The sequence below is a fragment of the Pseudomonas sp. ANT_H12B genome (assembly GCF_008369325.1).
Lineage (GTDB): Bacteria > Pseudomonadota > Gammaproteobacteria > Pseudomonadales > Pseudomonadaceae > Aquipseudomonas.
On sequence record NZ_VOBI01000009.1, the window covers coordinates 102,692 to 117,421 of the forward strand.

The 14,730-nt window shown below is 58.0% G+C and carries 11 protein-coding genes and 1 pseudogene; 7 read left to right on the forward strand and 5 right to left on the reverse strand.

All coding sequences use genetic code 11. The features are described from left to right. The first annotated feature begins 172 nt into the window (after positions 1-172). Positions 173-1,084: an SDR family oxidoreductase gene (locus FQ185_RS15705; RefSeq protein ID WP_149418195.1), complete on the forward strand. Its 912-nt coding sequence runs from the start codon at positions 173-175 to the stop codon at positions 1,082-1,084. Between the two features lie 77 nt (positions 1,085-1,161). Here FQ185_RS15705 and FQ185_RS15710 read toward each other — a convergent pair whose 3' ends face one another. From FQ185_RS15710 to FQ185_RS15720, 3 genes are all read right to left on the reverse strand, one after another. Beyond that, entirely contained in the window at positions 1,162-1,929 is a 768-nt protein-coding gene (locus FQ185_RS15710) for an N-acetylmuramoyl-L-alanine amidase (RefSeq protein WP_149418196.1), read from the reverse strand. Between the two features lie 227 nt (positions 1,930-2,156). Then, positions 2,157-2,423, reverse strand: coding sequence for a bacteriocin immunity protein (locus FQ185_RS15715; protein ID WP_149418197.1), 267 nt, complete (start codon positions 2,421-2,423; stop codon positions 2,157-2,159). 1 nt (position 2,424) lies between these two features. Continuing rightward, positions 2,425-4,593 (reverse strand): S-type pyocin domain-containing protein, encoded by a 2,169-nt coding sequence (locus FQ185_RS15720; protein WP_149418198.1) that lies wholly within the window; start codon positions 4,591-4,593, stop codon positions 2,425-2,427. Between the two features lie 698 nt (positions 4,594-5,291). Between FQ185_RS15720 and FQ185_RS15730 the strand changes: the two genes are divergently transcribed. From FQ185_RS15730 to FQ185_RS15740, 3 genes and pseudogenes are all read left to right on the forward strand, one after another. Further along, positions 5,292-7,085, forward strand: coding sequence for a DUF1302 domain-containing protein (locus tag FQ185_RS15730; RefSeq protein ID WP_149418200.1), 1,794 nt, complete (start codon positions 5,292-5,294; stop codon positions 7,083-7,085). Positions 7,086-7,172: 87 nt separating this feature from the next. Next, positions 7,173-9,053 (forward strand): annotated as a pseudogene (locus FQ185_RS15735) (LuxR C-terminal-related transcriptional regulator); the annotation flags it as partial. Between the two features lie 119 nt (positions 9,054-9,172). Continuing rightward, positions 9,173-9,496 (forward strand): hypothetical protein, encoded by a 324-nt coding sequence (locus tag FQ185_RS15740; protein ID WP_149418201.1) that lies wholly within the window; start codon positions 9,173-9,175, stop codon positions 9,494-9,496. Between the two features lie 44 nt (positions 9,497-9,540). Here FQ185_RS15740 and FQ185_RS15745 read toward each other — a convergent pair whose 3' ends face one another. Then, positions 9,541-10,347: an IclR family transcriptional regulator gene (locus FQ185_RS15745; protein ID WP_149418202.1), complete on the reverse strand. Its 807-nt coding sequence runs from the start codon at positions 10,345-10,347 to the stop codon at positions 9,541-9,543. A gap of 165 nt (positions 10,348-10,512) precedes the next feature. Between FQ185_RS15745 and hmgA the strand changes: the two genes are divergently transcribed. From hmgA to maiA, 3 genes are read left to right on the forward strand one after another with little or no spacing between them, the layout of a single operon-like run. Continuing rightward, complete coding sequence (hmgA, locus tag FQ185_RS15750) at positions 10,513-11,817, forward strand: homogentisate 1,2-dioxygenase (protein WP_149418203.1); 1,305 nt, start codon at positions 10,513-10,515, stop codon at positions 11,815-11,817. Between the two features lie 3 nt (positions 11,818-11,820). Beyond that, the gene (gene fahA, locus FQ185_RS15755; RefSeq protein ID WP_149418204.1) at positions 11,821-13,125 is read left to right on the forward strand and encodes a fumarylacetoacetase; all 1,305 of its coding nucleotides are present in this window, start codon (positions 11,821-11,823) and stop codon (positions 13,123-13,125) included. A 12-nt stretch (positions 13,126-13,137) separates the two neighbouring features. Continuing rightward, entirely contained in the window at positions 13,138-13,773 is a 636-nt protein-coding gene (gene maiA, locus FQ185_RS15760) for a maleylacetoacetate isomerase (RefSeq protein WP_149418205.1), read from the forward strand. Positions 13,774-13,891: 118 nt separating this feature from the next. Here the strand turns inward: maiA and FQ185_RS15765 are convergent, their stop codons facing one another. Next, complete coding sequence (locus FQ185_RS15765; RefSeq protein ID WP_149418206.1) at positions 13,892-14,695, reverse strand: SirB1 family protein; 804 nt, start codon at positions 14,693-14,695, stop codon at positions 13,892-13,894. Between the last annotated feature and the right edge of the window lie 35 nt (positions 14,696-14,730).

Consider the following 14,730-nt stretch of genomic DNA (forward strand, 5'->3'; position numbering starts at 1 on the left):
TACATCTGCAGGTGCTGCCGAACGGCTGCGATTTTTGCATTCACCTCCAATTTCAATCTCATCATCCCCCTGCCTTATTGCGCACCATTCAGCCTCCCCCCTGTTCGTTGTGACCCGCATCGCCGTGCCTGACACTGGACTGATTGTTCCCTTGGCCTGCTGGAGTCCCCCAATGAATGAGTCTGTGCGCTTCGAAGATAAAGTCGTGATCATCACGGGCGCAGGTGGCGGCCTCGGGCGGGCCCACGCACTGCTCTTCGCCAAACAGGGCGCCAAAGTGCTGGTCAATGATCTCGGGGGCTCGGCTCAGGGTGAAGGCGCCAACGCTTCAGCGGCAGACCGTGTGGTGGCTGAAATCCGCGAGGCGGGCGGCACCGCCGAGGCCAACCATGACTCCGTCACCGACGGCGACAAAATCGTGCAGAACGCCCTCGACGTTTTCGGTCGTGTCGATGTGGTGGTCAACAACGCCGGGATCCTGCGCGACAAGACTTTCCACAAAATGGAAGACGGCGACTGGGACCTGGTTTACCGCGTCCACGTCGAAGGCGCCTACAAAGTCACCCGCGCTGCCTGGCCGTACATGCGCGAGCAAAACTACGGCCGGGTGATTTTCACCGCGTCGACCTCAGGGATTTACGGCAACTTCGGCCAGTCCAACTACGGCATGGCCAAACTCGGCCTCTACGGCCTGACCCGCACACTGGCCATCGAAGGTCGCAAAAACAACATCCTGGTCAACGCCATCGCCCCCACCGGCGGCACCCGCATGACCGAAGGCCTGATCCCGCCGCAAGTCTTCGAACAACTCAAACCGGAACTGGTCAGCCCGCTGGTGGTGTACCTGGCCAGCGAGAATTGCCAGGAAACTTCCGGGCTGTTTGAAGTAGGCGGCGGCTGGATGGGCAAGGTGCGTTGGGAGCGAAGCCTCGGCGCCGGGTTCGATCCGCGGGTTGGTTTCTCCCCGGAAGAGGTGGTGGCGCATTGGCAGCAGATCTGCGATTTCGAAGGCGCGGTGCATCCGAAGGACAACATTGAAGCGTTGAAGGAAATGATGGGGAATTTGCAGAAGTATTCGCTTTAATGGAAACCAGCAAGGTCACCGATCTTGACCTTGCTGGTGCTTAATATTCGGACCTGAGTTCTGGTTTGCAGCGGCTATCAAGGAAAATACTTGTGAACCAACGCCGCCAGATTCGCTGCTGTTTGCGCATCCATGATCCCGTCGTAAGTTTCCGGGCGAAAGTGCAGCTGAAATGCCCGAACAATGTGTGTGAAGCCTTGTTCGGTTGACGCGCCGGAAACGTCGTACCCGTAAGTCTTGAACAGTTTGAGCAATTCGGTTCGGGCTGGAATCCCGGTCTCGTTGTATTGCTGCAGATAGTTGTTTCGGGTGGCTTCGTCGAACCAGGCTCCGACGCCTTTCAAGTAAAGGGCATGCCAGGGGAATTTCGGACCTGGGTCACTCTTGCGACCGACCGCAATATCAGAGTGCCCCAGAACAAGGGTCGGGCTGATGTCCGGGTAGCGTTCAAGGATGTTCAGCGCCAGATTTTCAATGGCGGCAATTTGTTCTGGCTGATACGGCGGAAAGTTGAAAACCCCTTGGCTAAACGTTGCAAGGTTGACGATTTCAACGCCGATAGACGTGTCGTTCAGATTGCTTCGGTTGCCCCACTGACTGACGCCCGCATGCCACGCGCGCTTGGTTTCATCCACGAGATTGAAGACTTCCTGTCCGGTATAACCTGCTTTCAAGTAGCTCGGATCGGTGATGTCGGGAACCAGATAGTGGGCGCTGACATTCGGGCCGGTCAGTGCATTGACCGAACTGGAGAAGTTACCGGCCGTGTAGTGAAAAATCAGAAAGCGTACTCGGCTGTTGAAACTTTTAGTGGCGCGGTACTTGTTGTAGTCAATAGATTTCATGAAAAAAATGCTCGCAGTGAATTAGATTGAAGTCAGTGCGCGATTACAAATGAATGGCTGACTTGTTATTAACCTTAATCGCTCCGGCGCTTCGTGTGATTACAGAACTGTGTAGTCGGTTTCCGAGAAGTGTGTAGGTGTAGGCAATCTCTCACGAGTTTGCATAAGTACTGGCTGTGAATGGGTAGTGTAAGAAGCCAGCACGAATGCTTGCTTCTTTGTTTGGATTACTTCATTTCAGTTTTGAATCCCGGTTTTCCGTTGATTGATCGCCATTGTTTTATTGCGTTTATTACTCCGTTTGGATTGTCTTCAATACCCTCTCTTGGGTCATATAAAACGCCTGTGCCGTCGGGGTGTTCTGACGTGAGTACTATGTTTTCTACAATTGCGTCATGCTCTTGCTCGGATGAGTAAGTGCCCTCGAATAGGCACTCGATGAGGTCTAAGTATTCATCTTCTGTATATTCTTGCAACGTGTTGCGAAGATTCATTTCATTCTCCTTTTATATTGGAGTGGGTGCTGATATGCAGTTTTGGCGTCATCACCCGAAGGTTGTCCATGTCATAGACCTCGCCGCCTGCTCCGATGGGGTTGATATGGTGGATTTCATACTTTATTCGCCTACCCACTTGGTCCTGAGGAAGTGCGGCGGGAGCTAGCCGGTGTTTCATATCCATTCGCCTTAACTTTGTAAATTGGCCGCTCAACGAATCATCGTCGCCCATAGCTTTCCAAAATGCCCTGCGAAACGCTTTAAAACTTGAAAACTCCCGCCCTCGAAATTTATCCGCAATCTGCATCGGAATCGGGGCTCCTTCTCCCGTCGAGGCTGCCCCCAGCCAATTTCCTGAAACTGGTTGTCCGGCGCCGCTGGCAACACCGGGATCCTGCCGCCGATCCCTGAACATGGTGAATGTCGGAGGGATCCCGGAGTCGATCGGAAAGACGGTGATGAAGCCACCAAATCCGTAGCGATCCAGCTCTGGAAACGGATCGATTCGCCCCGTGTCGGGGGTGACGGTAGCGCCTTCATATATCGGCAGGTCAGTGTCGATCAGCGGAAATTCCGTTGAAGGATCCTGCGGTTCTGCCAACGGCGTCCAGGTGATGATGGGGCCGTTGGAGACGGTGCTGCCGGATACGTAAACGTTCTTTCGTGCGTCAAAGTGAGCAAGCCTCACCGGCACACTGGCGGGAACCGTCACTCCATCAGTCGCAACAACGACGATCTCTACCCTGCTGCCTATCGTCCGCGAGCCGAGTCTTACCGGCAGGTCGATTTCCCCTCCGCTGGCTGCCAGTTCATACAGATCGGCGGTTGAATCAGGAGCGAGTTCTGATAGCGGAACACTTACAGAAAAAAGATCACCGCTACCCAGCCTGGAGGGAGCCAATAGAGCGGCAAACCCGACCAGGACCGGCGCTGCTGCAGTCGCTAAAGCTGCGATAGCCGCGGATACCGCTACGCGTAGCGCGGTCCTGAGCGCCAAGGAGGTCGCTGGACTAGTACCGAAATTACCGAGAGTGCCGGTGAATGTTGGGCCAAATGCCGCCATTGAGCCCGCATTGGCAAACGTTGAGCTTTCCCACCTAGCCTCTGTTTCCGCCTGCCATTGCGCTTTGAGACGCGCCTGTTCGGCTTGCCACTGAGCCTCGGCTTGCTCTTCCAGATGAGCCTGTTGCCGCCTGTGCTCCCGCGCCTGTTCCTCCTCCTGTTGTCTTTCAAAGCGCAGTTGCTCGGCTTGTCGTTGAACCTCGGCCTCGGCTTCGACACGAGCCTGTTCAGCGGCGATGTACCGTGCGGCAGCCTCTGCGGCAATCCGAGCTAGCTCGGCGGCCAATTGCTCGGCTTCTGCCAACGCAGCCAGCCGTGCCTGCTCTCGAGCCTCAGCTTCCGCCTTTATACGTGCCTCTTCGGCGGCCATACGCTGTGCTTGCTGTTCCGCCGCCAATCGCGCCTGTTCAGCAGCTATCCGTCGCGCTTCCTGATCCGCTGCTTGCTGCCTTTGTTCTTGCGCATGCGCTACGGCAAGAAGGTTCTGCACATGTATGTGTTGATTATTTAAAAGCTGAATTTGCTCTGTCAGCAGCTTTGCAGAGTAAGCGGCTTTGTAAGACTTGACCCATGACGAATAAACTGGCCCAAAGGGCTTGACAATTCGTTCCAGTGATTTGGCTTTGACAAGATATTCACCAGTTGTCTTGTTAAGCGGGCTCTCCCCATAAAAAGCGTTGGCGAGCGCAGTTTGAGTGTACAGTTCAGCCGTCTTTTGCTGAGTCAATATATTTCTGATGTTTAACTCGTGTTGGTATGCCTGTGCGGTTGTAGACCCTGCTGCCGGGTATTGAACTCTCACGTTGGCGAGTTCGGCTTCAGTTAAAGCTTGTAGATTTCGAGACTTCGTCTCGTAGCCATTTTTTTCGGATTTCTCCGTAGCGAAGATATTGTCCCGGGTTTCGCGTCTTAGTCCTTCGTTGTGTGTAATTCCGGAGCCCATTCCTCCTGGGCGTGTTGGCGGTACGCGAAATCCGCCGCCCTTGGGATTATTTCCAGGTTTCGGTTGTTTTCCGACATAGATTGTTGGTATTTCAAGATAACCGTGTTCTCCGCGAACATTAGTTTCCGGTAAGTGAAGCGGGGGACCTTGTTTTTCTGACATTGTCTTTCTTCCATGAACGTAATTAATCGGTGGTGCGGAATAAGATTACGTCAGGAGGGTTTCGGTTGGGTCCGAGAGAGGTGTGGGTTTTTACACATGAAGTTGAGAGGGAATTCGACGAGACACGAGTGAACTCAAATTTATCATTTGCGTAAAAAGAAAATTCTTATGAAATTAAAGGAATTATCTTGTAGGACTTTGTTAAATTCTGAGCGCGATTCACCAACACTACAAAACCATCGCCCATAAAAAAGGCCGCTGCAAAAGCAGCGGCCAAAGTAAGACGATTGATCAGGAGCTATAAATCAACGTCAGTGAACACAGGGCGATGAGTCGAACATCTTCAACTCCTCTGAAATCTGTCACCAATGGCGTGGACGGGACACTCGCCATTACTTCGTGCTTTCCGGCCGTTTGCCGTGAAAGCCCGGCAAGAATAAGGCCTTGAGCCAAAAGGAAAAATAGCGATTCATGACATGAACTGTTGCAGCATGAGTAACAGTGGCAACAAGCCCCGCCCACACGCCATGCGCTGCGTTGATAACCCCCCATCCAGCCCATCCATAACCCGCGCAAATCCCCGTCCCATGCGGCCATTCATCCTTTGGAGGTACAGCGCGAATACCTCCTTGGTGCGCTTATCGCCCCTGACGTGCGGCAGTAGGGTGGGGTCTTCTGTCACTCACCGGGGAAGACGCATGACAAAAACAACAATGCGCGCCATCTTCAAGCCGCAGGCGCTGGCCGCTGCGGTTGCCTTGGGTTGCTGCGCCCAGGCGCAGGCTGTTTCATTCAACATCGGGGAAATCGAGGGGACTTTCGACTCCTCGTTGTCCGTCGGCGCGAGCTGGGGCATGCGCGATGCCGACAAGTCTTTGGTGAGCACGGTCAACGGCGGGACCGGCCAGTCTTCGACCGGTGACGACGGGCGGCTGAACTTCAAGAAGGGCGAAACCTTCTCCAAGATCGTCAAGGGTATTCACGACCTCGAACTGAAGTATGGCGACACCGGCGTGTTCGTGCGTGGCAAGTACTGGTACGACTTCGAACTCAAGGACGAGGATCGCGAGTTCAAACCGATCAGTGATAACGGCCGCAAGGAAGGCGCCAAGTCTGCCGGTGCGCAGATCCTTGATGCCTTCGTCTACCACAACTATTCCATCGCCGATCTGCCGGGCACGGTGCGCGCCGGTAAGCAGGTGGTCAGTTGGGGGGAAAGTACCTTCATCGGCAACTCGATCAACAGCATCAACCCGATCGACGTTTCCGCGTTCCGCCGGCCTGGCGCCGAGATCAAGGAAGGCCTGATTCCGGTGAACATGCTGTTCGCCTCCCAGAGCCTGACCGACCAGCTCTCGGTGGAAGGCTTCTATCAACTGGAGTGGGATCAGACCGTTCTCGACAACTGCGGCACCTTTTTCGGCGTCGATGTGGCGGCGGACGGCTGCAACAAGAATTACACCGTTGCCAGCCCTGCGATCGCACCGTTGCAGCCAATCGCTGCGGCGTTTGGCCAAGGCTTCGAGGTCAGCCAGGAAGGCGTGATCGTTCCACGCGGTGGTGACCGCGATGCCCGTGATTCCGGGCAGTGGGGCACGGCGCTGCGCTGGCTCGGTGACGACACCGAGTACGGTCTGTACTTCATGAACTACCACAGCCGCACCCCGACGGTCGGTACCGTCACCGCCGGCCGGAGCACGCTGGCGAGCATTCCGGGGATCGTCGGCACCGCCAACAGAATCGCACCCGGCAGCGGATCGGGCCTGGCCCAGAGTGTGATGCTCGGTCGCGGCCAGTACTATCTCGATTACCCGGAAGACATTCGCCTCTACGGCGCGAGCTTCTCCACCACCTTGCCCACCGGCACCGCGTGGACCGGCGAGATCAGCTATCGCCCCAACGCTCCGGTGCAAGTCAGCACCAACGACCTGACGCTGGCCTTGCTCAACCCGATCGCAGGCGGCACGGCATCGCCTATCGCTACCTCGCCAGGTGCTGACAACAAAGGCTATCGCCGCAAGGAAGTGACGCAGCTCCAGAGCACCCTGACGCACTTCTTCGATCAGGTGCTGGGTGCTCAACGGCTGACCCTGGTCGGTGAGGCGGCGGTGGTGCGAGTCGGTGGTCTGGAGTCGCGAAGCAAGCTGCGTTACGGCCGCGACTCGGTCTACGGCCAGTACGGGTTCGGTGGCGATACTGACGGCTTTGTCACCTCGACCTCCTGGGGCTACCGCGCCCGGGCGATCCTCGATTACGCCAACGTGATCGGCGGGATCAACCTCAAACCCAACCTGTCCTGGTCCCATGACGTTGCCGGTTACGGCCCCAACGGGCTGTTCAACGAAGGCGCCAAGGCCGTCAGCGTCGGTGTCGATGCCGACTACCGCAACACCTATACCGCGAGCCTCAGTTACACCGACTTCTTCGGTGGTGACTACAACACCCTGGAAGACCGCGACTTCCTGGCACTGAGCTTCGGCGTGAACTTCTGATCTGGTTGAGAAGGATGATTTCAATGCGCAAGATGATTCTGCAATGCGGCGCCCTGGCCCTGTCAGTGGGCGAGTGAGCAGGACAAGCAAGGGCGTTCGGCGACCCTGCTCGACTACTTGCAGCATGAGCTGTTCAACGGCCTGCCACCGGAGCTGGCTGAAGCCTGGCAGGTCTTGGCCCATTTGCCGCGATTCAACGCCAGCCTGTGCGAGCATCTGTTCGGCGCCGGAGAGGGCGCAAAGGGCTTGCAAGCCTTGCAGGAGATGGGGTGTTTCATCGAGCCCTGGGACGACTCTGCCAACTGGTTGCGAGTTTTCGTGCCATTGGCCCAGGCGATGCGCGACGAGCAAGGGTCGGCGGGCCGCTCCTGGCATCGGCGCGCTTGCCAATGGTTCGCCGCCGAGGAAGATTGGCAGGCAGCGTTCGAACAGGCGCTGTTGGCTGAAGAGTTCGAGGTCGCGGTCAGTCTGTTGCAGCACTTCAGCTTTGAACATTTGTTCATGGGCCAGAACGTGACCTTGTTACTGAGCCTGCACGAGCGCCAAGGCGAGGAGTTGACCCTCGGGACGCCGCAATTGGTGGGGTTGATCACCGCTGCGCTGCTATTTGCAGGGCGCTTCGATCAGGCTGCTGTGTGCATCCAGCAACTGGTACGGTTCGCGCCGCAACCGACGGCGATATTGCAGTGCCAGTTACTTGCACGCTGGCAGGCGTTGCAAGGCTGGCTTCTGCATTTGCAGGGGCGCATGCAAGCGGCGCGTGCACACTTTATCGAAGCGCTGAGCGAACTGGGCACCGATGCTTGGCCGGCGCGGTTGCTGTGCCTGTCCGGGCTGACCCAGCAAGCCCTGCTCAACGCTGACCTCGACGCCGCCCAGACGATCAGTCGTGAGGCGCTGTGCCTGGCGCGGGCTCAAGGTTCGCTGCTGTTCGAAGGGTTGCTGGAACTCGATCACGCACAATTGCTGGAACAACGCGGTGCGCCCCGACGCGCCGAAAGTTTGCTCGCCAATATTCATGAGTTATTGAGTCGACAGGCCAATCGGCCTGGGCCGCTGCTGGGGCGAATTGCCCTGCGACGCGGACGCTTGGCGCTATGTCAGGGGCAAGACGAGGAGGCCGGCAGGTTCTTCCATTCCGGCCTTGAGGACTGTCTGCACAGTCAGGACAAGCGCGCGTTGTATGGTTTTCTCGGGCAGGCGCAATTGGCCGCCAATCAGGGTGATTACGCCCACGCGTTCGTCCGCTTGCGCGACGCCGAGCGGCTGATGCAACAGCGGCAGATTCCCGACACGGTCTATCGCGGGGTGTTGCTGCAGGTCAGCAGCCAGTTTTGGTTGCAGCAGGGACGCCCGGAGCTGGCCCGTGAAGCGCTGAGTCGCGTGCTGCGTCACTACCGCGGACCTCAAGCGCGTCAGGCTCCCCCGGCGACGCTGGAGCTGATTGCGCGAGTCGAGTACCAGTTGGTGCTGGCGGAGACCTATCTGCAGGAGGCGAACAACCCACTGGATCAGCTCAAGGCCTTGCTCGATCACGCACAACGCCATGCCATGTTGGCGCTGGAAACCGAGCTGCACTTTGCGATCAGCGAAGTGGCGGACCTCACAGGCGAAGCTTCGCTGGCCAAGTCGGCACTGGAGGCAGGCCTGGAACTGGTGAGCCGCTGCAACTTGCAGCAGGCTTTGCGCGAATTGCGGCTGCGCCAGCCGAGCCTGCTGTGTCGCCTGGGTGAAGATGGACAATTGAACCCGACGGCGATGGAGGCCAGCCCGCTGAGCGGGCGAGAGCTTGAGGTGCTGGGCCTGATCGCCCAAGGCAACTCTAATCAGCAGATTGCCGAGCAGTTGTTTATTTCATTGCATACGGTGAAAACTCACGCTCGAAGAATACATAGCAAGTTGGGTGTTGAGCGCCGAACACAAGCCGTGGCTATGGCGAAGAAGTTGGGGCTTATATCGCAAGTCTGATGAGAGGGCTGTCATTAATATAAACATACTGCCGCGTGCATTAGTTACAGTTGTCGTTAATATGTCGATCAGCGTCTGACGTCAGTCGCTATCAATTATTAGTTATGGAGCTTTAAATCATGGAAGATCTGAATATTGAACGCGTGCGTGCTATTTTGCATGCGAGAATCGGCGGTCGCGGCATCGATGTCGATAACGTCTACATCAACGCCATTCATACCCCTGAGGATCAATTGGTTATCTATTCTCAAACGCTGGTATGGGCATTTTTCCTGAAGTTGCAAGACGGTGAAGTTCCGTATTTCGAAGGCGAGCAACTAGGGGTTTTTTCCGAAGCTTACACGTTCGATTCGCAGTATCGCTTCAAAGGGCTGGCATTAGACGAAGTGAATGGGCTAGGCGCCGACATGGCGAAGATTTTTCTGGCTGAAGCGGTAATTTAATGAAAAGCGGTTGTGCGAACTTATGTTTATGCACAACCGCTTTTTTATGATGTCGGGGCAGCGGGTTCAAAACCCATTCGCCAACTAACCGCGCGAGTGGCGGATAACAGGCGTTCGGCTGCCGGGCCGTTTTCATCGGCATGAAACAACGACGTCGGGCCGACAATCGTCATGACTGCTGCCACGTGCCCGACGGCGTTGAATACCGGCGCCGATAACGCATCCACGCCAGGCATCAACAAACCATGCACATGATGCAGACCGCGGTCGCGGATCTGTTCGCACAAACTCGCATAAGCCTGATCGTCCGCCAGGGCATGGGCACTGCTGGTCTGCAGTTCCTGCTCGCGCAAGTCAACGGTTTCGCGTTTGGGCAGAAATGCGCCGAACACCAGGCCGGTGGATGAGCTGAGCAACGGCAGCACCGAGCCTAATTGCGTCACCACCGTCACCGCGCGTACAGCCGGCTCGATGTGCACCACGGTCGCGCCCTGATTGCCCCATACCGCCAAAAAGCAGGTTTCGTTCAGTTCATCGCGCAACTCGGCCAAGGGCAGGGCGGCGACTTTCAGTACGTCCATACTGTTGAGTGCGGCGAGGCCCACGCGCAGAGCTTCACGACCGAGGCCGTAATGGTTGGTGGTGGTGTTCTGCTCGGCAAAACCGCTGGCGATCAGCGCCTGCAAATAGCGGTGAACCTTGCTCGCCGGCATTTGTACATGCTCGGCCAGACGCGAAAGTGAAGTCGATGGCGACAACTCGGCCAGTGCCTTGAGGATGTCGGTGCCGACCTCGGCCGAGCGGACTTTTTGTTTGCCATTGCTTTCGGCGGTGCTGCGCGGCTTTTCCATGGAGGTGATGTGATCCCGGGACGAATGGGCGTCTTTATAGCTTGACGGTCAATACCAATCAAATTACGTTGTGCGTAATTGAATTACGATAAAAATAACCCGGGCGTGCCAGGATCTCTTCATCGGAGCGACAGGCCACTGCCCTCTCCCTGTTCAGGAGGCTCCATGAACCTCGATTCAACGGCGCCAGCGCTGGCTTATCAGTCAGGCTTCGGCAACGAATTCAGCAGCGAAGCGTTGCCCGGCGCACTGCCCGTCGGCCAGAATTCCCCGCAAAAAGCCCCGTACGGCCTCTACACCGAATTGTTCTCCGGCACCGCGTTCACCATGGCCCGCAGCGAAGCGCGACGGACCTGGATGTACCGCATTCAGCCGTCGGCCAATCACCCGGCGTTCGTCAAACTGGATCGGCAACTGGCGGGCGGTCCGCTGGGTGAAGTGACCCCCAATCGCCTGCGCTGGAACCCGCTGGATATTCCGTCCGAGCCGACTGATTTCATCGACGGGCTGGTGAGCATGGCGGCCAACTCGGGTGCAGAAAAACCGGCTGGAATCAGCATCTACAGCTACCGCGCCAACCGCTCGATGGAGCGAGTGTTCTTCAACGCCGACGGCGAACTGCTGCTGGTGCCGCAACTGGGACGCCTGCGCGTCGCTACCGAATTGGGCGTGCTGGAACTCGAACCACTGGAAATCGCTGTGCTGCCGCGCGGTCTGAAATTCCGCGTTGAACTGCTCGACCCGCAAGCTCGCGGCTACATCGCCGAGAACCACGGCGCGCCGCTGCGTCTGCCGGATCTGGGGCCCATCGGCAGCAATGGGCTGGCCAATGCGCGGGACTTCCTGACCCCGGTCGCCCATTACGAAAACCTCAAGCAGCCGACCACGCTGGTGCAGAAATTCCTCGGCCAATTGTGGGGTTGCGAGCTCGATCATTCGCCGCTGAACGTGGTCGCCTGGCACGGTAACAACGTGCCGTACAAATATGACCTGCGCCGCTTCAACACCATCGGCACGGTCAGTTTCGATCACCCGGATCCGTCGATCTTTACCGTCCTGACGTCGCCAACCAGCGTTCACGGTCTGGCCAATCTCGACTTCGTGATCTTCCCGCCTCGCTGGATGGTGGCCGAGAAAACCTTCCGTCCACCGTGGTTCCACCGCAACCTGATGAACGAATTCATGGGCCTGATCCAGGGCGAGTACGACGCCAAGGCTGAAGGCTTCGTGCCCGGCGGCGCGTCGTTGCACAGCTGCATGAGCGCCCATGGCCCGGACGGCGAGACCTGTACCAAGGCGATCAACGCCGAACTTTCGCCAGCGAAAATCGACAACACCATGGCCTTCATGTTCGAAACCAGCCAGGTCCTGCGCCCGAGTCGTTTCGCCCTGGATTGCCCGCAACTGCAAAACAACTACGATGTCTGTTGGGCGACGCTGCCCGCCACTTTCGACCCGACCCGGAGATAACCCATGACTCAGACCACCATCACTCGTAGCTGGGTTGCCTCCGCCAACGGCCATGCTGATTTCCCGCTGCAAAACCTGCCGTTGGGCGTGTTCAGCGTGAAGGGTTCGGCACCGCGCAGTGGCGTGGCCATTGGTGAACATATCTTTGACCTGGAAGCTGCACTGGACGCCGGCCTGTTCGATGGCGTCGTAAAAACTGCAGTCGAAGCCACCCGTGGCGGTCAGCTGAACGCGTTCTTCGAACTGGGCCGAGACGCTCGAGTTGCCCTGCGCGAACGCCTGCTGGAACTGTTCAAGGAAGGCAGCACCCTGCACGGCAAGATCGAAGCCCAAGGCGCAAAACTGCTGCCATTGGCGGCGAATTGCGAGATGCATCTGCCAGCGAAAATCAACGATTACACCGACTTCTATGTTGGCATCGAGCACGCGCAGAACGTCGGTAAATTGTTCCGTCCAGACAACCCGTTGCTGCCCAATTACAAGTACGTGCCGATCGGTTACCACGGTCGTGCCTCAACCATTCGCCCGTCCGGCACCGACGTTCGCCGTCCGAAAGGCCAGACCTTGCCGGCCGGTCAGACCGAACCGACGTTTGGTCCTTGCGCGCGTCTGGACTACGAGCTGGAACTGGGTATCTGGATCGGTCAGGGCAACGACATGGGCGACTCGATCGCCATCGGTGATGCTGCCGATCATATCGCCGGTTTCTGCCTGCTCAACGACTGGTCGGCGCGAGATATTCAGGCCTGGGAATACCAGCCGCTGGGGCCGTTCCTGTCGAAGAGTTTTATCACCAGCATCTCGCCGTGGGTGGTGACGGCCGAAGCGCTGGAGCCGTTCCGCCGCGCACAACCTGCTCGCCCGGAAGGTGATCCACAGCCGCTGCCATACCTCACCGACAAGCGTGATCAGGCGGCCGGCGCTTTCGACATCGAATTGGAAGTGCTGCTGCTCACCGAAGCCATGCGCGAACAGAATCTGCCAGCCCATCGCCTGACCCTGAGCAACACCAAACACATGTACTGGACCGTGGCGCAAATGGTCGCGCACCACAGCGTCAACGGTTGCCAGTTGCAGGCCGGTGATCTGTTCGGCTCGGGCACGTTGTCCGGGCCTGAAAACGGTCAGTTCGGCAGCCTGCTGGAAATCACCGAGGGCGGTAAAAAGCCCATCGAACTGCCATCGGGTGAAGTGCGTAAATTCCTTGAGGACGGCGACGAAATCATCCTGCGCGCCCGTTGCAGCCGCGAAGGTTTTGCGTCCATCGGTTTCGGCGAATGCCGCGGCAAAGTGCTGCCGGCGCGCTAAGAGGATCGGGGCATGGAACTCTATACCTACTACCGTTCGACTTCGTCCTATCGGGTGCGTATCGCATTGGCGCTCAAGGGGTTGGATTACCAGGCGCTACCGATCAACCTGATCGCGCCGTCAGGTGGCGAGCACCGGCAGCCGCCGTATCTCGCCGTCAACCCGCAAGGTCGCGTACCGGCCTTGCGCACCGATGAAGGCGAACTGTTGATCCAGTCACCGGCGATCATTGAGTATCTGGAAGAACGTTATCCACAGGTGCCGCTGCTCTCCAAAGACCTCGCTGACCGTGCCCAGGAACGTGGTGTCGCGGCGGTGATTGGTTGCGATGTGCATCCTCTGCACAACGTCAGCGTGCTGAACAGACTGCGCCAATTGGGGCACGATGAACCGCAGGTGGTTGAGTGGATCGGGCACTGGATCAGCCAAGGGTTGGCGACGGTGGAGCAGTTGATTGGCGATGAGGGTTATTGCTTTGGTCCGCAGCCGGGGCTGGCAGATACCTACCTGATCCCGCAGCTCTACGCGGCCGAGCGATTCAATATTTCCCTTGAGGCGTATCCACGGATTCGCCGGGTGGCGGCACTGGCGGCCACGCATCCGGCATTCACCAAGGCGCATCCGGCGAATCAGCCCGACACCCCATAAATCCTCGCACCGAACCCTGTGGGAGCCGGGCTTGCCCGCGATGCACGATAACTCGGTTTCCCTGATAAACCGCGCCGTCTGAATCGCGAGCAAGCCCGCTCCCACAAGGGATCTGCGGTTAATGGACGATTGAGTTGGGCGGAAGATGTCCCAGTCGTTCAGTCAGGCGAATCCGCTGGATCGGGTCGTCGCTTAGCAGCAGTGCATGTTCCAGATCGAAGCGCTCGGCGTTCGGGCAGTCCAGCCGTTGATAGAGGCTTGCCCGTGCCAGGTAATCGGCAGCACTGGCGTTGCCCAGTTCCAGCACGCGTTCGGCGTCGATCAGGGCGCTGATGTAGTCATCGTGAGAAAGGTGCAGCTGGCGCAGGTTGCGCGACAGGCGCTGGAGCATCTGAGCCGGCTCGGCGCTCAGCAGATGTTCGGCGCTGAGCTTCATGTTCGGGCCGTATTGGCGTTGCAGCAATTCCCGGCAATCGTTGGGGTACAGACGACGGCCGCCGCACGGGTCGAGCAGGTGATCGACGCCCGGCACGCGCAGCAGGAAATGCCCGGGGAAGTTGACCCCGACCATGGGGATTTCCAGCCCCTTGGCCAGCTCAAGCGCAATCAGCCCCAGGGCCAGCGGTTGGCCACGTCTGCGTTCCAGCACTTTGTCGACCAAGGCTACGTGCGGGCGCAACGGGGCGAAGTCGTCCTGTGCGAAACCCAGGTCGTTCATGCGCCGTAACAACGGCTGGGCCAATTCACTCACGGGCAGCATCGGCAAGCCATAACTGACCCGCTGTTGCAGGTTCTTGAAATCTGTCAGAACCGCTTCGGGATTCACTTCTTTATCGTGTTCGACCGCAATCCATAGCGCCGCCTCGAACAGCGCGGGCGGTGAACGTTGCAGGCAGTCGAAGAAGCGTTGGCGGGGCGTCATCAAAATCTCCGGGGCATGCCTCGTTTTAGCCCCGT